Below are 23,908 nucleotides of genomic sequence, written 5' to 3' on the forward strand. Positions count from 1 at the left end.
AAATGTAATGAAAACGAATGCTGGTGGTCATATCGACGCACTACCGACTCCAGCCAAGGCCGCCGCCGCGAGTTGACCGCAAAAGCGGCTATGATCGATTTCCAAAACGCACGGTCGCACGCATCCGGCCCGCGACAAGCGCCCAAACCCATACTGGATGGAACCTGCCGATGTCTCACACAGTGAATCTGGATAATTACTTCGCCCGTATTGGCTACCAGGGGCCGCGCGCGGCGACGCTGGAAGTGCTTCAGGCGCTTCATCGGTTGCACCCGCGCGCGATTCCGTTCGAGAACCTGAACCCGCTCACGCGGCGTCCGGTGAAACTGGACCTCGAATCGGTCGAACGCAAACTCGTCACCGAACACCGCGGCGGCTACTGTTTCGAACAGAACGCGCTGTTCGCCGACGTGCTGACGCAGTTGGGCTTCGCGGTCACGCCGTTGCTCGGGCGCGTGCTGTGGGGCCGGGCATCGGACGCGCCGCCGCCGCCGCGCACGCATATGGTGTTGCGCCTCGACATCGACAACGAAGCCTGGATCGCGGACGTCGGCTTCGGCAGCGTGACGCTGACCGCGCCGCTGCGCCTGACCGCGGGTCTCGCGCAACGCACGGAACTCGGCACGTTCCGTCTCGCCGACGCTTCGCGCGAGGCACTCAATCTCGAAGTGCAGGCTCGCGACGAAAGCTGGGCGCGGGTCTATTGCTTCGATCTGCAGCCGGTCGAGTGGATCGATTACGAAACCTCGAACTGGTACACGGCGACCTCGCCGGAAGTGATTTTTGCGAGCACGCTGATCGTGTGCCGCGTGCTGCCCGAGGCGCGGCTCGCGCTGTTCAACGATCAACTGAGCGAGCGCGCGGCCGACGGCCGGCTCATCAGCGAGCGGCAAATCAAAAGCGCCGGCGAACTCGCGGCGTGTCTGCGCGATCAATTCGGCATCGACACCGGCGACCTCGACATCGCCGGGATATTCGACCGCGTGCGCACGCCGGCTCAAACCGCGTAGCAAGCAACGGCCATGGTCGCGCGCCTCATCTTCCAAACGGTGGTGTGGCTGGTGGGCATGGGCGCGCTGCTGTTCGGCGCGGCGGGCACCTTCGCTTGGCCGGCCGCGTGGTGGTATGTGATCGAGCTAGGCGTGCTGAGCCTGTGGATCGGTTTGTGGCTGGCGCGTCACGATCCCGGCCTGCTCGCCGAGCGACTGTCGCCGTTGTTGCAGGCGCAGCAAAACCGCTGGGACCGCATTTTCATGGTGAGCGTGTCGCTCGCGTGGTGCGGCTGGCTCGTCCTGATGGCGTTCGACGCGATGCGCTTTCATTGGAGCGCGCCATTGCCGGTGGCACTGGTCAGCTTCGGCTCGCTCTGCGTGTTCCTCTGCCTCTTCATGTGCCGCTTCGTGTTTCAGGCCAATAGCTATGCCGCGCCGGTCGTGAAGATCCAGACGAGCCGCGGGCATAAGGTGGTCGATACCGGCCTTTACGCGCATGTCCGTCATCCGATGTATTCCGCGGCGCTGCTGCTGTTGGTCGGCACGCCCTTGCTGCTTGGATCGTGGTGGGGTCTCGCCTTCGTGCCGGTCATGGTGATCGCTATCGGCTGGCGCGCGGTGCGCGAAGAGCGTGTTTTGGCCGCGCAACTCGACGGCTACACGGACTACATGGCGCGCGTGCGTTATCGCTTCGTGCCGTTCATCTGGTAGGCGCGTCGCCTCGGCGTTCGCGCCGCGTTCATCTGCTCAGCTTGCATCAACCTGTCTAGACAAAATAGCTCGCGCTTGCCCGAGCTGCGATGTGCGCCGCGCCGCTTTCACCCATTAAGAACTCCCCGCAAAGCCCCGCTGCGCTGAATCTCCTAGGGGCTTACCCGATGATCCCGCCAATTTCTCACAAATTCTCTTGCGACTGCTTTTTGACTCATGCAGACTTGTCTATACAAATTAAGCAGCGGTTAAACATCCGATTCGATGGTGTCCTCAATCAAAGGAGTTTCGACGTGAAAGTGAAGCGCACGACGGCAGCAAAAACATTGATCGGCGCCGTGCTCGGCGCTGCGGCGATTTTCGCGGCACCGGCGCAGGCCAAAGACTGGAAGACGGTGACGATCGCGCTCGAAGGCGGCTACGCGCCGTGGAATCTGACCTTGCCGGGCGGCAAGCTGGGCGGCTTCGAACCCGAACTGGTCGCCAACCTGTGCGAGCGCATCAAGCTGCAATGCAATCTCGTGGCGCAAGACTGGGACGGTATGATTCCCGGTTTGCAAGCGGGCAAGTTCGATGTCCTGATGGACGCGATCTCGATCACGCCGGAGCGTGAAAAGATCATCGCCTTCTCGAAGCCGTATGCCGCCACGCCCGCCACGTTCGCCGTCGCCGACGCCAAGGTGCTGCCCAAGGCCGCGCCGGGCGCCGGTGTCGTCAAGCTGTCCGGCGACCCGAAGGCCGACCAGCCGACCGTCGACGCGTTGCGCAAGCAGTTGAAGGGCAAGACCATCGGCATCCAGTCGGGCACGGTCTACACCAAGTTCATCAACGACGGCTTCAAGGACATTGCCACGATCCGCGTCTACAAGACCTCGCCCGAGCGCGATCTGGATCTGGCCAACGGCCGCATCGACGCTTCCTTCGACGACGTGACGTACTACGCCGCCAACATCGACAAGAAAGAAACCGCGTCGATTGTGATGGCCGGTCCGAAGATTGGCGGCCCGATCTGGGGTCCGGGCGAAGGCCTCGCGTTCCGCAAGCAGGACGCCGACCTGAAAGCGAAGTTCGACACCGCGATCAGCGCCGCGCTCGCCGACGGCACCGTCAAGAAGCTCTCCAACAAGTGGTTCAAGACCGACGTCACGCCTTGATTCGCCGGGACGTCGAGAGGCAACGGCAGGCGCGCGTGGCGAAAGAACCGCGCGTGCCGGCCGGTTCGATCCGCCGCAATGGATGAAGATGAGAGGTAGGGAATGGCTCTGATACAGATGCTCGGCTTCGGGCCGGAAGGCTGGGGCGGCGTATTGCTGCTCGCGGCGTTGATGACGGTGGCGCTCACGCTTGCGGCGCTTGCGGTCGGCGCCGTGTTCGGCGCGCTGGTGGCGGCCGCCAAGCTGTCGCGTTTTCGTACGCTGCGCGTGATCGGCGATATCTACACCACGGTGTTTCGCGGCGTGCCCGAACTGCTCGTCATCTATCTGTTCTATTTCGGCGGCTCGACGCTCGTTACGAGCGTCGGCCAGTTGTTCGGCGCGGAAGGCTTCGTCGGCGTGCCGCCGTTCGTGGTCGGCGCGCTGGCCGTGGGCATGATTTCAGGTGCCTACCAGGCCGAGGTGTACCGCTCGGCGGTGCTGGCGGTGTCGCGCGGCGAACTCGAAGCCGCGCGCTCGATCGGCATGCCGACGCTGACCATGGCGCGCCGCATCCTGATTCCGCAAGTGCTGCGTTTCGCGTTGCCCGGCATCGGCAACGTCTGGCAATTGAGCCTGAAGGACTCGGCGCTGATCTCCGTGACGGGGCTCGCCGAATTGCTGCGCACGAGTCAGGTGGCGGCGGGTTCCACGCATCAATACTTCACGTTCTTCGTGGTGGGCGGCGCGCTCTATCTGATCATGACCAGCATCTCGAACCGGGTCTTCAACCGTGCAGAAGCGCACGTGGGCCGGTCCTTCAAGCGCAACTTCGCGCGTAACTGACGAGGGCGGCCACCATGCATTTCGACTTCGACTTTCTGTTCGACACGATCAAGCAACTGCTCGCGGCCGTGCCGACCACGCTCGGTCTGTTCTTCTGCTCGCTGATTCTCGGCGGCCTGCTTTCGCTCGTGATCGTCACGATGCGCGTGTCGCCGCACTGGCTGCCGAATCGCTTCGCGCGCGCTTATATCCTCGTGTTCCGCGGCTCGCCGCTGCTGATCCAGATGTTCCTCGTCTACTACGGCATGGGCCAGTTCGGCGTGATTCGCGAGAGCTTCCTGTGGCCGGTGCTGCGCGAGCCTTACATGTGCGCGGTGTTGTCGCTCGCGCTATGCACGGCCGGCTATACCGCCGAAATCATTCGCGGTGGCTTGATGGCGGTGCCGGTCGGTCAGATCGAGGCCGGTTATTCGATCGGCCTGTCGGGTTTCGCGCTGCTGCGCCGCGTGATCGGGCCGATCGCCTTGCGCCAGTGTCTGCCGGCGTATTCGACCGAGGCGGTGCTGCTCGTCAAATCGACGGCGCTCGCGAGTCTCGTCACCGTGTGGGAAGTGACGGGCGTCGCGCAGCAGATCATCCAGCAAACCTATCGCACGACGGAAGTCTTCATCTGCGCCGCGCTGATCTATCTGTTCCTGAATTTTGTCATCGTGCGCTTGCTTGGCATGCTCGAAACGCGTCTGTCGCGCCATCTGCGCGCGGCGCGCCCGGCCGCGGTGAGCCGCCCGGTTTCCGCCACCACCGAAGCACGCCGCGCCGCGCCGTGAACGGCCGCCCATCCTGGATGAATCTGGAGAATCCCATGAACGCTACGGCACCCGTTGCACTGTCGGTCAAGAACATTCACAAATCGTTCGGCGATCACCATGTGCTCAAAGGCATTTCGCTCGACGCCCATCAAGGCGACGTGATCTCGATTCTCGGTGCGAGCGGTTCGGGCAAGAGCACGTTCCTGCGCTGCCTGAACCTCCTCGAAACGCCCGACGATGGCTCGGTCTCGCTCGCCGGCGAAGAGCTGAAAATGAAGCGCCGCGGCGACGGCAAACTGCAACCGAGCGACCGCCGCCAGGTGGACCGGGTGCGCTCGCAACTCGGCATGGTGTTCCAGAACTTCAACCTCTGGTCGCACATGACCGTGCTGGAAAATCTGATCGAAGGGCCGATGCGCGTGCAAAAGCGCAGCCGCGCCGAATCGGTGGAAGAGGCGGAAGCGCTGCTGGCGAAAGTCGGTCTGGCGGAAAAGCGCGGTCATTATCCGGCGCATCTGTCGGGTGGCCAGCAACAACGCGTGGCGATTGCGCGCGCGTTGGCCATGCATCCCAAAGTCATGCTGTTCGACGAGCCGACCTCGGCGCTCGATCCTGAACTGGTGGGCGAAGTGCTGCGCGTGATGCGCTCGCTGGCCGAAGAGGGCCGCACCATGCTGGTCGTCACGCACGAAATGGGTTTCGCGCGCCATGTATCGAATCGCGTGATGTTCCTGCATCAGGGGCAAGTGGAAGCCGACGGCACGCCCGACGAAGTGTTCGTCGAATGCAAATCGGACCGTTTCCGGCAATTCGTTTCGAGCCATCAGGACCGCACCACCAACTAATCAGCATCACCAGGTAATCCACCAGGCAGAGCGTTCATATGGCCGTGATCCGTTCCAATCGTCCTCTCGACTGGGCTCAGGTGGCAGCGGTTGCCGCCGGTGAGCCGCTCGAGCTTTCCGCCGACGCCCGTGCGCGCATCGCCGCGGCGCGCGTGCTGGTCGAACAGATCGTCGAGCGCGGGATTCGCGCGTATGGCGTGAATACCGGCGTCGGCGCGTTGTGCGACGTCGTCGTTTCGCCGGGCGAGCAGCGCACGTTGTCGCGCAACATTCTGATGAGCCACGCGGTCGGCGTCGGCGCGCCGCTCGGCGCAGCCGAAACGCGCGCGGTCATGGCCGCGGCCGTCAACAACTTCGCGCACGGACATTCGGGGATTCGCCTCGAAGTCGCGGATCAACTGGTGGCGCTGCTCAACGCCGATTGCCTGCCGGAAGTGCCGGCGTTCGGCTCGGTCGGGTATCTGAGCCATATGGCGCATATCGCGCTCGTCTGTATCGGTGAAGGCTACGCGCGCTTGCGCGGCGAGCGAATCACAGGACGCGCCGCGCTGCAACGCCTCGGGCTCGAACCGCTCGTGCTCGAAGCCAAGGAAGGGCTGAGTCTCGTCAACGGCACGCCGTGTGTCACCGGCCTCGCAGCGTTGGCTCTCGCGCGTGCCGAACGCCTGCTCGACTGGACCGACATGGTCGCCTCGATGAGCTTCGAGAATCTGCGCGGCCAGCTTGCGGCTTTCGACGAAGATTCGCTGGCCTTGCGTATTTCGCCGGGCCTGAACCTGGTCGGTGGGCGCATGCGCGCCGCGCTGGCCGACAGCGGCATTCTCGCGGCGGTGGTCGGTCAACGCACGCAAGACCCGCTGAGCATGCGGACCATTCCGCACGTGCACGGCGCCGCGCGCGACGTGCTCACCGCGACCGCCGATGTGGTCAATCGCGAACTCGCATCGATTACCGACAACCCGATCGTCGCCGGCACGCCGGAAGAGCCGCGCGTGTATTCGCAGGCGCATGCGGTGGGCGCTTCGATCGCGCTGGCAATGGACAGCCTCGCTACCGCGATCGCGCAAGTCGCCGCAATGGCCGAGCGGCGCCTCGACCGTCTCGTCAATCCGCTGGTGAGCGGCCTGCCGGCGTTTCTCGCCGAGCCGGGCGGCACCTGTTCCGGCTTCATGATCGCGCAGTACACGGCGGCCTCGCTGGTCGCGCAGAACCGGCGGCTCGCGCTGCCCGCGAGTCTCGACGGCGGCATCACCTCGGCCTTGCAGGAAGATCACCTGTGCCACGCCACGCCCGCCGCGTTGAAGGCGCTGGAAATCATCGACAACGCCGGACGCATCGTCGCGATCGAATTGCTGGCGGCGGCGCAAGCCTACGACCTGCAAAGTATCGACGCGCCACGCGCTCCGCACACCGGAGCGCTGTGGCAGCGCGTGCGGCGCGTCGTGCCGACCTACCGCGACGACCGTCCGCTCGCGGACGACATGAGCGCCGCCTTTCGCATGATCGCCGACGAGGCGCCGCCGCCCTTGCCGAACCCAGGTAAGATTGGCCCTCGGCCGCTCACGTCTGCCGACGGCGCGGCCACGGCAGCACCTGCCACGCTCGCGAATCTGGCGGCCGCGGGCCACGTGCGCGCAGCCGCGAGTATCGCTGTCAACGACGGGCAGGCTGCCGCGCACATTGCATGACGCAGCCGCCGCCGGTGAGCGGGCTATCCGCCGGCAAGCCGGTCAAGATGTACCAACCAGGTACAAACCAGGTAAAAACGGCGTATCACCCACGAGGTCGGAGTGAACACAACTACAAGCACGCGCATCGCGGTGACGCAGGACCGCCCTGATTGCAGCCAGGAGACGCCGGCGAAAGCCATGCCTGCCTATGAGCAGATCAAACGCTACGTGATCAGGCGCATCAGCGAAGGCGACTGGAAGCCCGGCGGGTTGATCCCGTCCGAAACGGAACTGGTCAAGGAGTTCGGCGTTGCGCGCATGACCGTGTCGCGCGCGCTGCGCGAATTGACCACCGAACGCGTGCTCACGCGCGTGCAAGGTTCCGGCACCTTCGTCGCGCCGCAGCGCTACGAATCGACGGTGCTGGAAATCCGCAACATCGCCGACGAAATCGCGGCGCGCGGCCATCGCCATTCGGCACGCGTGCTGACGCTCGAACCGAGCGACGACCCGCAGGCGCTAGAAGCGCTCGGTCTCGCCAGTGGGCCGGCCTTTCATTCGTGCATCGTGCACAGCGAGGAGGGCGAACCGATCCAGTACGAGGACCGCTACGTCAACCCGAAGGTGTTTCCCGATTATCTGAACCAGGATTTCACGATCGAAACGCCGAATCACTACATGGTGCGGCTCGCGCCGATTCAGCGCGCCGAGTTTTGCATCTATGCGCAGAAGCCCGACGCCTATGTGCGCCGGCATCTGCTGATGGATATCGGCGAGCCGTGTCTGCAACTCTGGCGCCGCACGTGGGTGGGCGAGGACGTGGCGACCTCGGTGCAGTTGTGGCATCCGGCGTCGCGTTTTCATCTTGCCGGCAACGTCTAGCGCGCTTTGAGGCTGCGGGCGCGTGTCACCCCTGGCGTTGCGACAGCTCGGGGGAAAAGCGGCAGCCGAGCCGATAACGCGACCCAGGGTGCACGAACCGCGCGAACGTGACCGCCACGCCGCTGGTCCACGTGCGGCGCATCAGCGTAAGGCAGGGTTCCTCCGCGCGAATTTCAAGCAGTTCCGCTTCGGCGCGCGTAGGCAGACCGGCGTCGACCACGTGCTCGACGTCGTGTGCCGGTACGATCTCGAACAGATATTCCGACGGCCGCATCGCCGAAAAATCCTGCAGCAGAAAATCCGGCGCGATGGCCGGATTCACATAGCGATCCTCGAGCTGCACCGGCAAGCCGTTCTCGCGGTGCACGCAAATCACATGAAACACCGAAGCGCCCGGCGCAAGCCCTAGCGCGTTCGACACCATCACGGACGCCGTTTCGCGTTGCGACAGAACCGTATCGCAGCGATATTCATGGCCCCGCGAGCGGATCTCGTCGCCGATATGGGCAATCATTAGCAGCGTGGATTGCGGCTTGCTTTGCGCGACGAATGTGCCGACGCCGGAGACGCGCGTCACGAGTCCTTCTTCGGCGAGTTCACGCAGCGCGCGATTGACCGTCATGCGCGATACGCCAAGTGTCGCGACCAGATCCAGTTCCGACGGCAGACGGTCGCCCGCGCGGCGTTCGCCCGATTCGATGATCTGCCGGATATGGCTCTTGACCTGTTCGTAGCGCGCGGCCGGCGCGTCGGCCGCGGCGCGCGCGGCTTTCAGCGCCGATGCGGAAAGCGGCTTGTCGTGAGCGCGGCTGCGAACGGTGGAGGACATCGGCGGCCCTTGCGTCAGTGTCCGCGTGAGGCAGGAAGAAGCCGACGGCGCGGGTTCATAGCGGCTGTGCGTCGTCGGGACCGCGCGTCCAGAACGCGTTGCGGTCGAAATAGTTTTGCAGGAACTGCCGCAAGCGCGGTTGTCCTGCATCGTGAAAGACATCGCGCGGTTTGCCTTGCACGGCGATCCGGCCTTGATCGATGAACATGACTTTGTCCGCGACCTGCGCGGCGAAGCCCATTTCGTGTGTGACGACCGCCATCGTCATGCCGTCGCGCGCGAGTTGCTTCATCACTTGCAGCACTTCGCCGACCAGTTCAGGATCGAGTGCCGAAGTGGGCTCGTCGAACAGCATGATGTGCGGTTCCATGGCGAGCGCTCGCGCAATCGCCACGCGCTGCTGCTGGCCGCCCGAGAGCTTGGCCGGATATGCGTCGCCCTTATGCGCGAGGCCGACCGTTTCGAGCATCGCGTTGGCGCGGCGGCGCGCTTCGTCGCGTGACAGATGCCGCACGCGCAGCAGCGATTCCATCACGTTGCCGAGCGCCGTCATATGCGGCCACAGGTTGAACTGTTGGAACACCATGCCGACGTTGCGCCGCACGCGGTTGATTTCGCTTTGCGACGCGCGCACGCGTTTGCCGTTGCGCTCGCTGTAGCCGAGCAGTTCGCCTTCGATGCGCACGTCGCCCTGATCGTAGGTTTCGAGCGCGGCGAGGCAGCGCAGCAGCGTGCTCTTGCCCGAGCCAGATGGGCCGATGATGCACACCACTTCGGAGCGCGCGATCTCGAGATCGACACCGCGCAGCACCTCGACTTCGCCGAAGCGCTTGCGCAGGTCGCGCACTTCGATCAGCGGCGCGCCGGACGATGATCCGACCGTAGCGGAGGACGCGGAAGACGGCATGTCGGCGATAGCGTTCATAAGAGAGTCTTCTTTCCGTTCATGCCATGAAGCGCGCGATGCGGGTTTCGGCCCACATACCCGCTCGTGAAGTCAGTTCGACCAGCGCGAGATAGCACACGCACAGCACCAGCAGCGTTTCGACGAAAGCAAAAGTAGCCGAGCCGATGCCGGTCAGCACGAACGTAAGCTCGGGCACGGTGACAATCGACAACACGGCGGTTTCCTTGCTCAACACGATGATCAGATTGGTCAGCGCGGGCACGATCAGGACGAGCATTTGCGGTACTTGAATGCGCAACACCGCTTGCCAGCGCGTGAGGCCGAGGCACGACGCCGCTTCGAGATGACCCGGCGGCACGGATTGAAAACCGGAGCGAAAAGCTTCGGCAAAATACGCGCTGCCATAAAGGCCCAGGCCGAGCACGCCGGCGGTCATCGGTTCGAGCGTGAGGCCGAAAGACGGGCCGCCGTAGTACAGCAAAAAGAGTTGCACCAGAAACGGCGTGCCGCGAAACAGTTCGATATAGAGGCGCAACACGCCGCGCACCCAGCGTCCGCAAAAGAGTTGCAGCACCGCAATCAGAAAGCCGATCAGGATGCCGATCGCCACGCCTGCGGCCCACGTGCCGAGCGTCGTGGCGAGGCCCGCGGCGATCGGCTGCAGGTTGTGGGTGATGACGGTGGGATCAAGTTGTTGCATGGCGCGGTGTCGATGTTGGACTCAGGCGTGTTGCAAGCGGTATTCGGCGGCGTGCGCGACGAGCGCGAGCGCGCCGCAGATCACGAAGTAGATTAGCCCGGCCGCAACGTACGCTTCGAGCGGCCGATAGGTGCTGGCCGCGATGTTCTGCGCGGTGCGCGTCAACTCGGCCACGCCCACCACCGAGATCAGCGACGAAGCCTTGATGAGCAGCACCATCTCATTGACAAGCGAGGGCAGCGTCAAACGGAAGGCTTGCGGCACGAGAATGCGGCGCAGCATGTCGAACGGCGAAAGCCCGAGCATGCGCGCGGCTTCGAGATGGCCTGGCGGAACGCTGAGAAAACCGCCGCGCAGGATCTCGGCGATATACGACGCGGAACACAGCGACACGGCGCTGAGCGCCGCCACGATCGGCGACACGTTGATGCCCGCGAACGGCAACAGGTAGTACACGAGCAGCAACTGCACCAGCATCGGCACGCCGCGAAAGAAGAACACATAGGCGCCGCCGAACATGCGCGCGGCGCGGTTCGGCGAGAGCCGCGCCGCACACACGCCGATCGCGACGAAGAAGCCGATCAGGAGTCCCGCCAGCGAAATGCCGATAGTGGCGAGCGCCGCATGCAGCAGCAGCGGCAAGCCCTGGAGGAAGACGGTCGTGCTGAACATAAGCGTCGCACTCGGTAGAACGGGGAGGGCGATGCGGTTTTTGCAACGGCCGCATCGCGTGCATCAGGACATGTGCAACATGGGCCGATTAATAGTTCGGCGTGGGCATGGTGGTCGGCGCATCCATCGCGACGCCGAACCATTTCTTCTGCAGCGTGGCAAGGCGTCCGTCGTTATGCATCTTCACGAGCGCGGCGTTGAAGGCATCGGCGAGCGGTTTGCTGTCCGCGTCTTTACGCAGGCAGTAGGCGAAGTACACCTTTGCGCCGAACGGCGGCTGCACCACCGCGAAGGTTTCCGGGCGCTGCTTGGCCACGTACGCGATGTTGGTCATGGAGTTCGCGACCGCCGCGATGCGGCCGGCGGCGAGGTCGGCGTAGGCCTGATTGTTGTCGACGTATTCGCGGATTTCAGGCGGCTTCGGCAGTGTGGCGACATAGGCCTTCAACTGGTCGAGTTGCGCCGAGCCCTTGCCCGCGCCGACCGTCTTGCCCGCGATATCCGACGATTGCTTGACGGACGAATCGTTCGCGCGTTTGAGCAGCGCGTCGGTGGCGTCCGCGACGGGCAGTGTGTATGTGTAGCGCTCCATGCGCGCCTTGGTGACGGTCAGCGGGCCGCCGACCATGTCGAACTTGCCGGCTTCGAGACCCGGCAGCACGCTCGGCCACGGCAAGTCGATAAAGCGCACCTTCACACCCATTTCCTTGCCGACTTCGGCGAACAGGTCCTTGTTGAAACCGGCCTGCTGACCGTTTTCGAGGAAGTCGAAAGGCGCGAACTGCATCTCGGTGCCGACCACCAGTTCGCCGGCTTTTTTCACTTTGGCGAGCTGGTCTTCCGCGTGGGCGGTGACGCTTGCCGCGCACAACGCCAGCATGACCAAACGACACTTCCAGCCTGCAAGGATGCTCATGAGATTCTCCGGTTGGCAAAGCGGTGTCGCGCGAACGTGGTGCATGAAACGAGTCCGGTGCGAACTCGGCGCGAGTCATGCGAGGCAGTATATACCGCAGTTTTCGCGCGAAATAAATAAACACGCGAGTAGAGAAAAGCCCTTATGCGAAGCCCTATAAAGCAACTTGCGGGTGAGCTTTTGGCGGTATATACAACTGCAATGCACGGCGCGAGAATGCATTTTCCCGCGGACGATTGACCCGCCACTTTCATCGGCCGATTCGGCCGATCAAGCCGATTGAGCCGTACTTTCAGGAGCAGCGTGATGCCCGTGAGCCGCATTCCGATCATCGATCTCGCCGGCGTTCGCGCGGGCGAGCCACAGGCATTGCAGCGCGTGGCGCAGGAAATCCGCGAAGCGTGCACGACGATCGGCTTCTTCTACATCGTCAACCACGGCGTACCGCAAGACTCGATCGATGCCGCCGCGCAAGCCGCGCGACGCTTCTTTGCGTTTCCGGTGGAGACCAAGCGACGCGCGGCGGTCAATCAGCGGCATCGCGGTTTCAACGCGCTCGGCGACGCGACCATGTATCAGGCCAAGCGTCCCGACTACAAGGAGTTCTTCAGCATCGGCCTCGAATTGCCGGAAGACGACCCCGACGTGCTGGCCGGCCAGGCATTGCGCGGCCCGAACAACTGGCCGGACTTCATGCCGGAGTTGCGTCCCGCGCTGTATGGCTACTACGAGGCGGTCGCTGAGTGCGGCGCCGATCTATTGCGCGCGGTGGCGGTGAGCCTCGGCGTCGACGAACACTTCTTCGCGCCGCGCTACACGAAACGGATGCAGCGCACGCAGATGGTCTACTATCCGCCGCAACCGCCTCAATCGGACGACGATCAGTTCGGCGTCGCGCCGCATACCGATTACGGCTGCATCACGCTGTTGTGGCAGGATCAGGTGGGCGGCCTGCAAGTGCGCGAAATCGCCAACGATACGTGGGTGGAGGCGCCGCCGGTCGAGGGCAGCTTCGTGGTCAACGTCGGCGATTTGCTCGCGCGCTGGACCAACGATCGCTTCCGTTCCACCTTGCATCGCGTGATCAATGCGTCGGGGCGCGAGCGCTATTCGATCGCGACGTTTTATGATCCGACTTACGGCGCGCTGGTCGATCCGCGCGATCTCGGCACCAGCGACACCGATCTCAAGTATCAACCGGTCGCCGCGGGCGACTATATCCTCGGGCGTATCAACGACTCGATGGGCTATCGGAAGAAACACGCCGCTGAAGGCGCGCAAGGAACCACTGCATGACAGACAACAGCACGGCGAACCAAGCCGCGCCGCTTTCGGCGACACTCGACGCATTGCGCGCCGCGCTCGGTGAAGACAGCGTACGCGTGGGCGAGCAGATCGGCGAGCGTGCGATGACCGACTGGACGCGCCACGAACCGACGCGACCCGCCGCCTTGCTGCTGCCGCGCACCACGGAAGAAGTCTCGCGCGCGCTCGCTATTTGCCACGCGGCGTATCAGGCCGTGGTGCCACAAGGCGGCATGACCGGTCTCGCGGGCGGCGCAATTGCGCGCGCCACGGATATTGCGTTGTCGCTCGAACGGCTAGTTGGTATCGAGGAAGTCGATAGTGCGTCGGCGACGCTGACCGTGCGCGCCGGCACCACGTTGCAAACCGCGCAGGAAGCCGCTGCTGAAGCCGGCTTCGAACTCGCGCTCGATCTCGGCGCGCGCGGTTCCTGCCAGGTCGGCGGCAATCTCGCGACCAATGCAGGCGGCAACCGGGTGATCCAGTCGGGCACCGCGCGCGATCAGGTGCTCGGCCTCGAAGTCGTCCTCGCCAATGGCGATGTGCTCACGTCGCTCGGCAAGATGGTCAAGAACAACACCGGTTATGACCTGAAGCACTGGTTCATTGGCTCGGAGGGCACGCTTGGTGTAATCACGCGCGCGGTGCTGCGACTGCATCCGCAACGCGCTGCGCGCCATACCGCGCTGGTGGCACTCGAGGGCTATGACGCCGCCGTGAGCCTGCTGCGCCGTTTGACGACGCACTTCGGCAACGATATCGGCGCGTTCGAAATCATGTGGCCGGACTTCTACGACTTCGGCGTGAAGCTGACCGGCACGCGTTCGCCGTTCGCCGATTCGCATCCGCTCTATGCGCTGATCGAACACGCGAGCTTCGACGCAACCGACGACGGCGAGCGTTTCTCCGCCGCGCTGACCGAAGCGCTCGACGCGAGCGCGATCCGCGACGCGGTGATCGCGCAGTCGGTGGCCGACGTGCGCGCGCTATGGGCAATTCGCGAATGCACCGCGGAGTTTCCGGTGCGTCTCGACGCGATCAACTTCGACGTGAGCCTGCCGATCGGCGAGATCGGCGCCTTTGTAAACCACTGCCGTGCAGCGCTCGATCAGCGCTGGCCGGGCAACGCGTCGTATTTCTTCGGGCATATCGGCGATTCGAACCTGCATGTCACCGTGGACGGTCATTCGATTCCTGGCGTGGATCATCACGCCGTGTACGCATTCGTCTATGACATGCTCGGACCGCTGCACGGTTCGGTGTCGGCGGAACATGGCATTGGTTTGCTCAAGCGCGAGTTCCTGCCGATCTCGCGCTCACCGGCGGAGTTGGCGGCAATGGCCTCGATCAAGCATGCGCTGGACCCGCACGGCATTCTGAATCCGGGCAAGCTGTTCTGATCGCGCTACGCCGCCACGCGTTGCGTCAATGCGCGTCCAGATACTTCACGATTATCGGATAGACATCCAAGGCGGCATTCTTCCCGAAGATGCAGTCGATGTGTCCATAGCCGGGAATGATGGTTCGCTCGTAGGGCTGCTCGGGGAAATGCTTGACCAGCATCTCGTAGGTGAGTTGCGTGCTGATCGGCAGATAGGTTTCGTTTTTATCGCCGTGAATGAACCCGATCGGCCGGCGCATGCCCTCCAGTCCTTTCATGCCGTCGGTGCCGGTGAGATAGACATCCTTGCCTTCGGCATCGACCACCTTGTGTGCTCTCACCATCGTGGCCAGATGCTTGAATACGCCGACGTCGTGCACACCGAGAATTTCCTGCAGGTTCGAGTGAAGCGTCTGGTTCAACTGTTCATGCTCGTAGAGCAGGCCATACAGGAAGGTCGCGCGATGGCAGATCGGATTGCCGCAACCTTCCTTATGATTGAGCGGGTAAAACTTGAGCGCTTCGTCGAGCAGGTTCTGCGGCCACGACTTGTGTTCCGTATACGCGGTCACGTCCATCAGCCCGAGATGTTCCATGAAGTCGGGAATATGCAGGCCAGCCTTGATCTTCTCCAGCGTGCCCGGCACCGGATGCGCCGACACCTGCGAAATGAACACCGAGCGCACGCCTTCGAGTCCATACAGCAGCGACATGGTCAGCGCCACGCCGCCCATGCAGTGCCCGAGCGCCTGAATCTCCGGGACGCCGGTCAATTCGCGGATCTTGGCGACCGCCGACGGAATGTCCTCGCGCGCCACCTTGTCGACATTGGTCGGCACGAACACGCTTGGCATTTCGATGCTGACGCGCAGATCCACGAGCCACACGTCGTAGCCGGCGGCGAACAGATATTCGACCATGTTGGTCGCGATCAGGTCGGTGGAGTAGATGCGGCTCGATACGCCCGAGCCGTGAATCAGCAGCACCGGACGCGCCGCTTTGCGCGCGGGGTCGTGATAGCGCGTGAGTCTGAGCTTCGTGCCGTCGGGCGTATCGAAGAAGACGATTTGCGGCGCCGGCGCACGCAACGCGCGCTTCAGACGCGGTTCCGCTTTCGGGTCGAAATACTGCAAGGGTGCGGCTACGCCGCCGTATTCTGTGAACAGCACGCCCGCGAAAAACTTGCCGAACTTCAGGGTCCATTCGAGACGCGTCTTCAGATCCGGCGCGTGGGTGACTTCGAGCGTGCGCTGCTGCTTGAGGAAATTTTCCGGCGTGATGATCAGTGTCGCCTTGCCGAGCAGCGGCGCATCGGCTTGCGCCGACTCGCGGACCTCCGCATAGAGCGTGTTGGTCTGCTCCCATAGATTGATCGGCGAAGTGCGCGTGATGATCTTCTTGCCGCTCAGAAAGTACGTCTTGCCTTCGGTGGCGTTGAGCGTCATGCGGTAATTCATGTTGCGCTCGTCCACGTCCGACTCGTTGACCACGAACAGATTGAAGGTGCCGTTGGAGATCGTCATCGGTTGCGCGGAGAGCGCGGGGCAGGTCAGCGTGCCGGCCGTTTGCGCCAGATGCTGCGGATTGCTAATCATGTCGGCAAGGTCTTCCGATTCGACGGTCAGCGTGAATTCCATCGGGCTCGTGGCCGCTTCGCCCGCAACGTTCGGCGTGTAGGTGCCGACCATCGTTTCGGTGAAGTGCAGGCCGATCTTTTGCGGCGAGGAGGGCGTCAATGACGAGGACGCGGCCTGCGGCGTCGGCGGAGGCGGCAGGGTCGGCGTAACGGCGGCGCCTTCCGCCGGCGCGGCGTTCAGCGGGTGGGTGGCGAGCAGCAGCTCGCAATTGCGTTCGGTCAGCGCGGAAATCGTCAGCAGCGGATTGACGCCGAGCGACATGGGCATAACCGCGCCGTCCATCACATACAGTCCGTCGTGCACCGCGTTGCCCGTGGCGCCGCAGAACACGCGGCCCATATGATCGACCACGCCGTGTTCCGCATCTTCGCCCATGCCGCAGCCGCCGAGCGGGTGCACGGTGACGGTGCGATTGCCGAGAATATCGGTGGAAATCGGATTGCGCATGTATTTGCCGCCAAGCGGCACGGTCGCCCGCTTGAGCACCTCTTCGACCGCCTGGAAGATCGGCTGCTTGCCGGCGTTCTCCCACACGATGCGCGGCTGGCCTTTGTCGTCCACGTCGATCTCGCCGTTCTCGTCGTCGTGCGCCATGACGAGGTAGCTTTGCGTGTGATGGAGCGCGCCGTGATAGGGGCCGCGCAGAAAGCTCGTGGCGACGCGGGCGTCGTAGGCGAGCTGTTCCGCGACGGAGCGCGGCGCGACATCCACCCCTACGAGCGGCGCGGCGGCGCCGAGCAGGCCGACCAGCGCCGCGCCCACCGGACCGGCGAGCGAGCCTTCTTCGATCACGTAGCCGTCTCTGACATTCGGCGTCTCGCGATGATCGATGAGGCCGGTGATAGTCGGCCCGACCGGCGGAATCTCGCCTTTTTCATGCGCGCCCCAGCCGACGCCGTTGATCACCGGCTCGGTGTTGTAGGCGAAGGCGAGCACGTCGCCATTGCCGGTGAAGTGTTTGCCGAGCATGTTGGAGACGCTCAAGCCCTGCTTGCGCGAGCGCAGCAGCAACGCGGTCGAACCGATCGTGCCGGCCGATACGATGACGATATCGGCGCTCACGAACAGATCCGGCGCGCCGAAGCTTTCGCGGCCAAGGCTCACCAGCTGGTAACCCACGATCCATTTTCCCGTGGCTGCGTCGCGCAGCACCGAATGGACGGCGGTGCCCGTGAAAATCTGCGCGCCGTGCGCGACGGCGTCGGGCAGATAGTTCATGTGCGTCGAATTCTTGGCGTCGTAATTGCAGCCGGAATTGCAGTCGCCGCAACCGACGCAAGCCTTCTGCTCGACACCCGCGGCATTCGTGCGGTCATTGAAGGTGACAGTGATCTCCGGACGCGAGAACTCGTTTTCCATGCCGAGCGCCTGCGCCGATCTCTCAAGTGCCTGCAATTTCGGCAAGGCCGGATAGCTCTGCGGCACCGGCGACGGCTGCAGCATTGCTCGCGCGGACGCGTACCCTTTGTCGCGTCCCGCCTTGTCGGCGCGCAAGGCGGCCGGCCAGCGCGGGTCGTCCCATAGGCGCGGATCGGCTTCGAGCGCGACGTTCGCGTTGATCAGCGAGGTGCCGCCGAGACCGCAGCCGACTACCGCGTTTACGTCGTCGTTCACATGCACTTCGAGCAACGCCAGCGGCGAGCCGATATGTGCGAGCGCCGTGTTGTATTGCACTTCTTCGGCGCCCTGAAACGGCGTGCGGGGAAATTCACCGGCCATGAACTCGCGCCCACGTTCGAGCACACACACGCGGCGCCCGGCGCGCGCCATACGGCTCGCGGCGATCCCGCCGCCGTAGCCGGAACCCACCACAACCACGTCGTAATGCGCTTGGATTGCAGTTACGACGCTCGATAAGCGGTTCATCACGACCACCTCGTCTGGAATGGAATGCGGGGAGCGACAACCAGGACTTCGGAAGCAAGACGGTGTGCGGCGACAGCTTTTTTATCCTAGGCGGTGCGCGCTCACAAAAAAAGGCGCATCGTATGTGGCGCGCGGGCCGGCTGTGCCGCGTACGGGACGTCGCGAGAGGGCGCCGGGGTGCCGCGGGTGCACGGCCGCGTGCTATTACGCGGCCGCTTCATTCAATTCGCTGTCGCTCGATTCGGCGGCGAGCAGGTTCAGCGCGAGCAGAATCGCCGGGCGATTGTCGATCTCGATCTCAATGCCGAGCACGTCCGTGAGCCAGCGGCCAATCTTCGTATTCGAAAAATCCTCGGCGCCAGCCGTCTTCTTCATGGTGACGCCGAGCTTGACGGCGCGATAGTGATACGAGGGCACACGATGCTGCGCTGCGACTGCCGACAAACCGCCTTTGCCTTCCGAGCACCAGCCGAGGCTGCCGGCCAGCACGATCCGCTCCGGTTCATCGAGGCTTTCGATAAAGGCGCGCGCCGAGAGCCGCACGCGTTGTTCGTCGAGGCCGTATTGCAGCAGCACGCTTTCCACCGGATCTTCCAGCGCCTGCGCGTGCAAATCGATTTCCTGCGCCATACCGTCGTTTTCCATCGATACGTTGCGCTGATGGCCGGCGCTGCGCAGGCAGTCGATCAGGTAGCGGCGGAAATACGCGCACAATGCGTAGCCGTTGGACGGCGCGCTCTCGGCGCAGGCGTGGGTTTCGGTGTGGCCCGGCGCGAGACGCAGCACCTTGGCGTAGATGAACTGGGCGACCAGTTCTTCCTTGTCCTCGCCGAGCGCCTGCAGTTCGAGCGGGTGATAGGTCCGCAAGGCCCGCTTGACCAGTTCGACCATCGACACCATTTCGTCGCCGGACAACCGGGTACGCCTGCGCCACAAATCCGGCAGGATTGCATCGTCGAGATTGCGGACGAACGCGTGGCTCGGAACTGCGCCCATGAAAACCTCCATAAGGGGAAAGGCAAGGAGCGCGGTGAGCCTGAACTGCGGGCGGGGTGTGGATGTTGAAGCTTTGAGGCCGCGCTGGAATGTGAAGCCAGTATGGTTTCCAGCGGCCGCTTCGCCTATATGGATTAAGTGGTAGCTGATGGGTAAACTGCCGGGTAAACCATCCGGCAAAGTGCATCGTATTCGTCTGAAGTAAAACGGGCTTGCACTGGAAAATTGCATCGCACTGCGGCTACGCAATCGCATCGCAGTTGCATCCCAGACGCAGAGCCACGCCGTATCCAAAGTATCCGATGCGGTTCGCGCCGCTGGCGTCGCCGCGCTTGCGATCCACATAACCGAATTTGCCGAGTCCGAGGAGACCGCGTGATGCGGGCTGACCCGATCCAGCGTGCTATCGACGAAGACCTGGTGCGCGTGCTGTATGCGCAAGATCCGATCGCTTTCTTTTCGCACTGGTTTTCGATCGCGGTGCTCGTGTCGATTTACTGGCCGAACATACCGTCGCCGCCGCTCTTTATCGCGTGCTTCGGTTTCTATGCCGCGGCCAATTGCGCCAGTCTGGCGCTGTGGCTCGTCAACCGCCGTTACCCGCAACTCGTCTCGCCGCGCGGCTGGATCATTCTTCACGCGGTGCGCGGCATGCTGCTCTACAGCGGGCCCGGCATCGCCGTGTGGTTCGCGTTCCAGAGCCCGCAGTCGGACCTGCCGCTGCTGCACACGGTCATGCTCGTCACGCTGGCCGCCGGCGTGTTCATGTCGAATGGCTTCGACCTGCTAAATTTCTCGACCTCGATTCCGTTTCTGCTGTTTCCTTCGATCGTTATGCATTTCGGCACGCATACGTTCGACCGCACGCTGCTTGCCATCGTCCTCGCGTTTTTCTTCTGCGCGATCAACGTCTACGCGCTGAGTTATCGCAAGCTGTTCCAGCAGGTCGTGCAGGCACGTGTCGATCAGCAGTATCTGGCGGAGTCGCTGGCCGCGCAAAAACGGGTGGCTGAGGAAGCGAGCCTCGCCAAGACGCGCTTTTTCGCGGCCGCCAGCCACGACTTGCGCCAGCCGCTGCATGCGATCGGCCTGCTCGCCGCCTCGCTGAACGACACGGCGGCGACGCCCGTGCAGCACGCGAAAACCGCCGAGCACATCGTCTACAACGTCGAGGCGCTGAACCAGTTGTTCAACCAGGTGCTCGACCTTGCGCGGCTCGAAAGCGGCGTGACCCAGGTGATCCGGCTGCATTTCCGGCTGTCCGAACTGTTCGAGCGGGTTGGCAGCCAGTACCGTCCGCAGGCGGCCGCCAAAGGGCTGGCGCTGCGCATCGCGCCGACCGCGATGGTGGTGCACGACGACCCTGTGCTGCTCGAACGTGTGCTGAGCAATCTGCTGTCGAACGCGGTGCGTTATACCGAGGACGGCGCGATCTGGTTGGGCTTGCGCCGCGCCGGGCGGCAGACGGGCGGCTTTATCGAAGTGCGTGATTCGGGCATCGGGATTCCCGCGGAGGAGCACGCGCGCATCTTCGAGGAGTTTTATCAGGTCGCCAATCCGCAACGCGACGCACGCCAGGGGCACGGCCTCGGCTTGCCGACGGTGAAGCGGCTGGTCGAGATGCTCGGCGGCGAATTGCAACTGCGTTCAGCGCCGGGCCGCGGTTCGGTGTTCCGTTTTCCGGTGCAGGCGGGCGACCCCGACGGCGTCGTCGCGAGCCTGAACGAAGCGGTGGCCGGCGGGCCGTCGGCGCAAGGGCGGCATGTGCTGTGCATCGACGACGATCCGTCGATTCTCGAAGGCCTGGTGAGTCTGCTGGGCCGTTGGGGTTGCAGCGTGCTCGGCGCGCGCGACGAGGCCAATGCGCTCGCGGCGCTCGAAGGCGGCTTCGTGCCGGATGCCGTGCTGTGCGACTACCAGTTGGCGAATCACCGAACCGGCGCGCAGGCGCTCACTGCCGTGCGCAACATGCTCGCGCGCGCGGGGCACGACAACGTGGTGACGCTGCTGATCACGGGCGACATGGCGTCGGCCGAACTGGCGGCGCTCGCCTTGCAGGGGATTCCGGTGCTTCACAAACCGGTCACGCCGGCGCGCTTGCGGCGCACGCTGGAGATGCTGTGGCAGCAGGCCGAGCTGGACAAGGGGCGGGCCGCTGCGGCGCTGGCATTACGCGTGGGTCAAACGGGAAACGTAGTGGGAAATGAAGCGAGCGGGCGGGTGGTGAGTGGTGCGTTGGCCGCTGCTGGGAGCGCGGCGCAAGGGGAGGCGAGAATGGGATCGAAGGGCCAGCCGCAAAGCACGCTGACTCAAAGCGCTCAGTCGCAAAGTGAAGCGCAGAAGTAGAGGCGCATGGGAAGGGGGAGGCGAGCGGAGAAGGAGAGGCGCGCAGAAAAAGGCGCACAGCAGCAGGCGCACAGCAGACGGACAGGCGAACAGCACAGGGACAGGCGGACTGGACAAGGACAGGCGAACCGCGAAGTAAAGGCGCCCTTGGTCGACATAGCGGCGCGGACGCCGCCGTCGCCACTCTCACGCTACAAAGTTTTCCCAGCTTCCAGCCAGCCATTGATAACGGCGATCGCCGTCGACCGGTTATGCACACCGAGCGCCCGGAAGATCACCGACAGATGCACCTTCACCGTGCCTTCCGCGACGCCCAGGTCGCGCGCGATCATCTTGTTGGTCCAGCCGCGATGCACGAGCCGCATGATGTCCTGCTGACGCGGCGACAGATTCTCCAGCAGATGCTGCTGGTGCGGCTGAAGTGCCTGGATCTGCGTAAGAGGTTCGGTGAGCGTAGCGCCGCCGCCCTGGCTGGGTGCGTGCGCACCGGCCGGAGCCGCATGCTGCGGCGCCGGTTCGGCAAGCGCTTCAGCACGCGCGGGCGCGGCTTGCGCGTCGCGCGAGCCCAGCAGGCTGAGCGCTTCCATCGGCACATAAGCGCCGCCTGAAAGCACCAGTTCGATGGCCTTGAGCATGACGCTGGCGGGCTGGCGCTTCGGCACGAAACCGAGCGCGCCGGCGGCCAGCACCGCGCGCATTTCGTCGGGCGATTCTTCGGCGGAGAGAACGACGAGCGGCAGCGCGGGATTCGCCTTCAACAGCACTTCGAGCGATGAAGCGCCGCTCATGCCCGGCATATGCAGATCGACAATGGCGAGATCGTGATCGGCGTCGGGACGCGCGAGCAGGGCAAGCGTCTCCCAGTTGTCGGCTTCGTCGAACTGGGCGTCGGGATCGAGGCCGCGCAGCATGCCTTTGACGCCTTGCCGGATCAGTTCATGGTCGTCGGCTACAAGAAACTTCATGATGTCTCCGCGAGTCGGGCCTGCCCGATGTGGGCTACCGCCGTTATAGGGTCTCGTTTTACTTCTAGCCTCGTGAATCGCATCATTGCCGCCCACCCCGCGATCATATGCCTGATCGGTGCCGCGGCGCATCTTCCGGCGAGTTCCTCAAGAGGACTTCCGCCGGCACGCCGCCAAATGCCAGTTTATTTGTTAAATCGCCGTCCGTTCCGATGCGCCGCATGATGTCCAAAGCAGGTCTCTCGCACATAGGTTTTCGGCTTGCTTGGTAGACGAGCCGATTCGCCCTTTTTTGAAGGCGTCCATGCAGGATTCCGAAGGTTATGCGCGCCGGATCGAAGCGCGCTGAAGCAGCCTCTATTTGACTGCAAATAACGTCGCATTCATCAGAATCTTGAATGCGAATCCGAGCGACATCGCCGAGCCCACGCCGAAGCACCATAGCGCGATGAACCAGAGCCAGCCCGGCAGTTTGCGCGCCGGCGCCACGGTCGCCGGCGATGCTTCGTGGGTGGCGCTGTGACCCGCGCCGGAGTTCGTCTGCTTAGTGATAGTGATGTTGGTCGCCATGACGCACCTTGCCGCGAAATACCCAATAACCCATTGTCGTATAGGCGATGATGATGGGCAGAATCACCGCTGCGCCGACCAGCGTGAACATCTGGCTCGAACGCGGCGCGGCCGCTTCCCACAGCGTCATGCTGGACGGAATTGCATACGGCCACAAGCTCACCAGCAGCCCCGCGTAGCCGAGCAGCACCAGCAGCAGCGCGAGCGCGAACGGCGTGTTGTGATGCCGCTCACGCACCGCGCGATGCATGAGGAATGCCGCGACCGCCACGAGGAACGGCACCGGCAGCAAACGATAGAACAGGCCGTCGTGGAACCAGCGTTGCGCGATGTTGGGATCCTGCAGCGGCGTCCACAGGCTGACCATCGCGACGAAGCCGAGCAGCACGACCGTCAACGGCCAGACCACGCGATGCAGGCGGCGCTGCAGATCGCCTTCGGTCTTCGCCACCAGCCAGCAGCAGCCGAGCAGCGCATACGTGACCACGAGTCCGAGACCCGTGAGCAGGCTGAACGGCGTGAGCCAGCCGAAGGCGTCGCCGGCATACGCGCCGTCCACTACCGGAATGCCTTGCAGGAACGCGCCCAGCGCAATGCCCTGAAAGAAGGTCGCGCCCGCCGAGCCGCCGATGAACGCGAGGTCCCACAGATGCTTCGTACGATTGGCCTTGGCGCGAATCTCGAACGACACGCCGCGAAAGATCAGACAGACGAGCATGAAGATCAGCGGCAGATACAGCGCGGACAGCACGGTCGAATAAACCGCCGGAAACACGGCGAACAATCCGGCGCCGCCGAGCACCAGCCAGGTTTCGTTGCCGTCCCACACCGGCGCGACGGTGTTCATCATCAGGTCGCGTTCCTTCTCATCGGGGAAGAATGGGAAGACGATGCCGATGCCCAGATCGAAGCCGTCCAGCACCACATACATGAAAAGGCCCAGCGCGATGATCGCGGCCCACACTACGGTTACGTCCATGTTCTTTCTCT

21 protein-coding genes are annotated in these 23,908 nt (G+C 63.8%); 11 read left to right on the forward strand and 10 right to left on the reverse strand.

Annotation, left to right across the window (positions count from 1 at the left end):
- Nucleotides 1-170 precede the first annotated feature (170 nt).
- From BPHYT_RS23990 to hutC (BPHYT_RS24025), 8 genes are all read left to right on the forward strand, one after another.
- A complete protein-coding gene (locus BPHYT_RS23990) occupies nucleotides 171-1,010 on the forward strand; it encodes an arylamine N-acetyltransferase family protein (RefSeq protein WP_012426709.1) in 840 nt (279 codons plus the stop codon).
- A gap of 12 nt (nucleotides 1,011-1,022) precedes the next feature.
- Nucleotides 1,023-1,703 carry a methyltransferase family protein gene (locus tag BPHYT_RS23995; RefSeq protein ID WP_012426710.1) on the forward strand — a complete coding sequence of 227 codons (681 nt, stop codon included), beginning with the start codon at nucleotides 1,023-1,025 and terminating at the stop codon, nucleotides 1,701-1,703.
- Between the two features lie 293 nt (nucleotides 1,704-1,996).
- Complete coding sequence (locus BPHYT_RS24000) at nucleotides 1,997-2,857, forward strand: transporter substrate-binding domain-containing protein (protein WP_012426711.1); 861 nt, start codon at nucleotides 1,997-1,999, stop codon at nucleotides 2,855-2,857.
- A 102-nt stretch (nucleotides 2,858-2,959) separates the two neighbouring features.
- The gene (locus BPHYT_RS24005) at nucleotides 2,960-3,682 is read left to right on the forward strand and encodes an ABC transporter permease (RefSeq protein WP_012426712.1); all 723 of its coding nucleotides are present in this window, start codon (nucleotides 2,960-2,962) and stop codon (nucleotides 3,680-3,682) included.
- Nucleotides 3,683-3,696: 14 nt separating this feature from the next.
- Nucleotides 3,697-4,449: an ABC transporter permease gene (locus BPHYT_RS24010; RefSeq protein ID WP_012426713.1), complete on the forward strand. Its 753-nt coding sequence runs from the start codon at nucleotides 3,697-3,699 to the stop codon at nucleotides 4,447-4,449.
- A 35-nt stretch (nucleotides 4,450-4,484) separates the two neighbouring features.
- Nucleotides 4,485-5,276, forward strand: coding sequence for an ABC transporter ATP-binding protein (locus BPHYT_RS24015; protein WP_012426714.1), 792 nt, complete (start codon nucleotides 4,485-4,487; stop codon nucleotides 5,274-5,276).
- A gap of 38 nt (nucleotides 5,277-5,314) precedes the next feature.
- Nucleotides 5,315-6,964: an HAL/PAL/TAL family ammonia-lyase gene (locus BPHYT_RS24020; RefSeq protein WP_012426715.1), complete on the forward strand. Its 1,650-nt coding sequence runs from the start codon at nucleotides 5,315-5,317 to the stop codon at nucleotides 6,962-6,964.
- Nucleotides 6,965-7,066: 102 nt separating this feature from the next.
- Nucleotides 7,067-7,828: a histidine utilization repressor gene (hutC, locus tag BPHYT_RS24025; RefSeq protein WP_012426716.1), complete on the forward strand. Its 762-nt coding sequence runs from the start codon at nucleotides 7,067-7,069 to the stop codon at nucleotides 7,826-7,828.
- A 25-nt stretch (nucleotides 7,829-7,853) separates the two neighbouring features.
- Here the strand turns inward: hutC (BPHYT_RS24025) and hutC (BPHYT_RS24030) are convergent, their stop codons facing one another.
- The 5 genes from hutC (BPHYT_RS24030) to BPHYT_RS24050 all read right to left on the reverse strand — a co-directional run bounded on the left by hutC (BPHYT_RS24030) (nucleotide 7,854) and on the right by BPHYT_RS24050 (nucleotide 11,852).
- A complete protein-coding gene (gene hutC, locus BPHYT_RS24030) occupies nucleotides 7,854-8,657 on the reverse strand; it encodes a histidine utilization repressor (RefSeq protein WP_012426717.1) in 804 nt (267 codons plus the stop codon).
- Nucleotides 8,658-8,712: 55 nt separating this feature from the next.
- The gene (locus BPHYT_RS24035; protein ID WP_012426718.1) at nucleotides 8,713-9,582 is read right to left on the reverse strand and encodes an amino acid ABC transporter ATP-binding protein; all 870 of its coding nucleotides are present in this window, start codon (nucleotides 9,580-9,582) and stop codon (nucleotides 8,713-8,715) included.
- 19 nt (nucleotides 9,583-9,601) lie between these two features.
- On the reverse strand, nucleotides 9,602-10,264 hold the full coding sequence (locus tag BPHYT_RS24040) for an amino acid ABC transporter permease (protein ID WP_012426719.1): 663 nt from the start codon (nucleotides 10,262-10,264) through the stop codon (nucleotides 9,602-9,604).
- A 21-nt stretch (nucleotides 10,265-10,285) separates the two neighbouring features.
- Nucleotides 10,286-10,936, reverse strand: coding sequence for an amino acid ABC transporter permease (locus BPHYT_RS24045; protein ID WP_012426720.1), 651 nt, complete (start codon nucleotides 10,934-10,936; stop codon nucleotides 10,286-10,288).
- 88 nt (nucleotides 10,937-11,024) lie between these two features.
- Nucleotides 11,025-11,852: a transporter substrate-binding domain-containing protein gene (locus BPHYT_RS24050; RefSeq protein ID WP_012426721.1), complete on the reverse strand. Its 828-nt coding sequence runs from the start codon at nucleotides 11,850-11,852 to the stop codon at nucleotides 11,025-11,027.
- A gap of 306 nt (nucleotides 11,853-12,158) precedes the next feature.
- Here BPHYT_RS24050 and BPHYT_RS24055 point away from each other — a divergent pair, with 306 nt between their 5' ends.
- Nucleotides 12,159-13,148, forward strand: coding sequence for an isopenicillin N synthase family dioxygenase (locus tag BPHYT_RS24055; protein ID WP_012426722.1), 990 nt, complete (start codon nucleotides 12,159-12,161; stop codon nucleotides 13,146-13,148).
- The gene (locus BPHYT_RS24060) at nucleotides 13,145-14,557 is read left to right on the forward strand and encodes an FAD-binding oxidoreductase (protein WP_012426723.1); all 1,413 of its coding nucleotides are present in this window, start codon (nucleotides 13,145-13,147) and stop codon (nucleotides 14,555-14,557) included. Before BPHYT_RS24055 ends, BPHYT_RS24060 begins: the two co-directional genes overlap by 4 nt.
- A gap of 25 nt (nucleotides 14,558-14,582) precedes the next feature.
- Here the strand turns inward: BPHYT_RS24060 and BPHYT_RS24065 are convergent, their stop codons facing one another.
- Together BPHYT_RS24065 and BPHYT_RS24070 are read right to left on the reverse strand one after the other, a co-directional pair.
- Nucleotides 14,583-18,041 carry an alpha/beta fold hydrolase gene (locus BPHYT_RS24065; RefSeq protein ID WP_012426724.1) on the reverse strand — a complete coding sequence of 1,153 codons (3,459 nt, stop codon included), beginning with the start codon at nucleotides 18,039-18,041 and terminating at the stop codon, nucleotides 14,583-14,585.
- Between the two features lie 204 nt (nucleotides 18,042-18,245).
- Nucleotides 18,246-19,037, reverse strand: a complete 792-nt coding sequence (locus tag BPHYT_RS24070; protein ID WP_012426725.1) for a hypothetical protein — start codon at nucleotides 19,035-19,037, stop codon at nucleotides 18,246-18,248.
- Nucleotides 19,038-19,415: 378 nt separating this feature from the next.
- Between BPHYT_RS24070 and BPHYT_RS24075 the strand changes: the two genes are divergently transcribed.
- Nucleotides 19,416-21,383, forward strand: coding sequence for an ATP-binding response regulator (locus BPHYT_RS24075; RefSeq protein WP_012426726.1), 1,968 nt, complete (start codon nucleotides 19,416-19,418; stop codon nucleotides 21,381-21,383).
- A 191-nt stretch (nucleotides 21,384-21,574) separates the two neighbouring features.
- Here BPHYT_RS24075 and BPHYT_RS24080 read toward each other — a convergent pair whose 3' ends face one another.
- The 3 genes from BPHYT_RS24080 to cydB all read right to left on the reverse strand — a co-directional run bounded on the left by BPHYT_RS24080 (nucleotide 21,575) and on the right by cydB (nucleotide 23,897).
- Complete coding sequence (locus BPHYT_RS24080) at nucleotides 21,575-22,348, reverse strand: response regulator transcription factor (RefSeq protein ID WP_012426727.1); 774 nt, start codon at nucleotides 22,346-22,348, stop codon at nucleotides 21,575-21,577.
- A gap of 357 nt (nucleotides 22,349-22,705) precedes the next feature.
- Nucleotides 22,706-22,918 (reverse strand): hypothetical protein, encoded by a 213-nt coding sequence (locus BPHYT_RS24085; protein ID WP_012426728.1) that lies wholly within the window; start codon nucleotides 22,916-22,918, stop codon nucleotides 22,706-22,708.
- Nucleotides 22,893-23,897 (reverse strand): cytochrome d ubiquinol oxidase subunit II, encoded by a 1,005-nt coding sequence (gene cydB / locus BPHYT_RS24090; RefSeq protein WP_012426729.1) that lies wholly within the window; start codon nucleotides 23,895-23,897, stop codon nucleotides 22,893-22,895. The genes BPHYT_RS24085 and cydB overlap by 26 nt, the downstream gene beginning before the upstream one ends.
- Nucleotides 23,898-23,908 lie beyond the last annotated feature (11 nt).

It is taken from the genome of Paraburkholderia phytofirmans PsJN, from assembly GCF_000020125.1.
GTDB classification, from domain to species: Bacteria; Pseudomonadota; Gammaproteobacteria; order Burkholderiales; family Burkholderiaceae; genus Paraburkholderia; species Paraburkholderia phytofirmans.

Excerpts from the sequence above, each read along its gene's own strand:
- BPHYT_RS24005 (WP_012426712.1), top strand. The coding sequence starts at position 2,960 with ATGGCTCTGATACAGATGCTCGGCTTCGGGCCGGAAGGCTGGGGCGGC.
- BPHYT_RS24050 (WP_012426721.1), bottom strand. The coding sequence starts at position 11,852 with ATGAGCATCCTTGCAGGCTGGAAGTGTCGTTTGGTCATGCTGGCGTTG.
- BPHYT_RS24040 (WP_012426719.1), bottom strand. The coding sequence starts at position 10,264 with ATGCAACAACTTGATCCCACCGTCATCACCCACAACCTGCAGCCGATC.
- hutC (WP_012426717.1), bottom strand. The coding sequence starts at position 8,657 with ATGTCCTCCACCGTTCGCAGCCGCGCTCACGACAAGCCGCTTTCCGCA.
- BPHYT_RS24085 (WP_012426728.1), bottom strand. The coding sequence starts at position 22,918 with ATGGCGACCAACATCACTATCACTAAGCAGACGAACTCCGGCGCGGGT.
- BPHYT_RS24035 (WP_012426718.1), bottom strand. The coding sequence starts at position 9,582 with ATGAACGCTATCGCCGACATGCCGTCTTCCGCGTCCTCCGCTACGGTC.
- BPHYT_RS24080 (WP_012426727.1), bottom strand. The coding sequence starts at position 22,348 with ATGAAGTTTCTTGTAGCCGACGACCATGAACTGATCCGGCAAGGCGTC.
- cydB (WP_012426729.1), bottom strand. The coding sequence starts at position 23,897 with ATGGACGTAACCGTAGTGTGGGCCGCGATCATCGCGCTGGGCCTTTTC.
- BPHYT_RS24045 (WP_012426720.1), bottom strand. The coding sequence starts at position 10,936 with ATGTTCAGCACGACCGTCTTCCTCCAGGGCTTGCCGCTGCTGCTGCAT.
- BPHYT_RS24015 (WP_012426714.1), top strand. The coding sequence starts at position 4,485 with ATGAACGCTACGGCACCCGTTGCACTGTCGGTCAAGAACATTCACAAA.
- BPHYT_RS24070 (WP_012426725.1), bottom strand. The coding sequence starts at position 19,037 with ATGGGCGCAGTTCCGAGCCACGCGTTCGTCCGCAATCTCGACGATGCA.
- BPHYT_RS24065 (WP_012426724.1), bottom strand. The coding sequence starts at position 18,041 with ATGAACCGCTTATCGAGCGTCGTAACTGCAATCCAAGCGCATTACGAC.
- BPHYT_RS24020 (WP_012426715.1), top strand. The coding sequence starts at position 5,315 with ATGGCCGTGATCCGTTCCAATCGTCCTCTCGACTGGGCTCAGGTGGCA.
- BPHYT_RS24060 (WP_012426723.1), top strand. The coding sequence starts at position 13,145 with ATGACAGACAACAGCACGGCGAACCAAGCCGCGCCGCTTTCGGCGACA.
- BPHYT_RS24055 (WP_012426722.1), top strand. The coding sequence starts at position 12,159 with ATGCCCGTGAGCCGCATTCCGATCATCGATCTCGCCGGCGTTCGCGCG.
- BPHYT_RS24075 (WP_012426726.1), top strand. The coding sequence starts at position 19,416 with ATGCGGGCTGACCCGATCCAGCGTGCTATCGACGAAGACCTGGTGCGC.
- BPHYT_RS24010 (WP_012426713.1), top strand. The coding sequence starts at position 3,697 with ATGCATTTCGACTTCGACTTTCTGTTCGACACGATCAAGCAACTGCTC.
- BPHYT_RS23990 (WP_012426709.1), top strand. The coding sequence starts at position 171 with ATGTCTCACACAGTGAATCTGGATAATTACTTCGCCCGTATTGGCTAC.
- BPHYT_RS23995 (WP_012426710.1), top strand. The coding sequence starts at position 1,023 with ATGGTCGCGCGCCTCATCTTCCAAACGGTGGTGTGGCTGGTGGGCATG.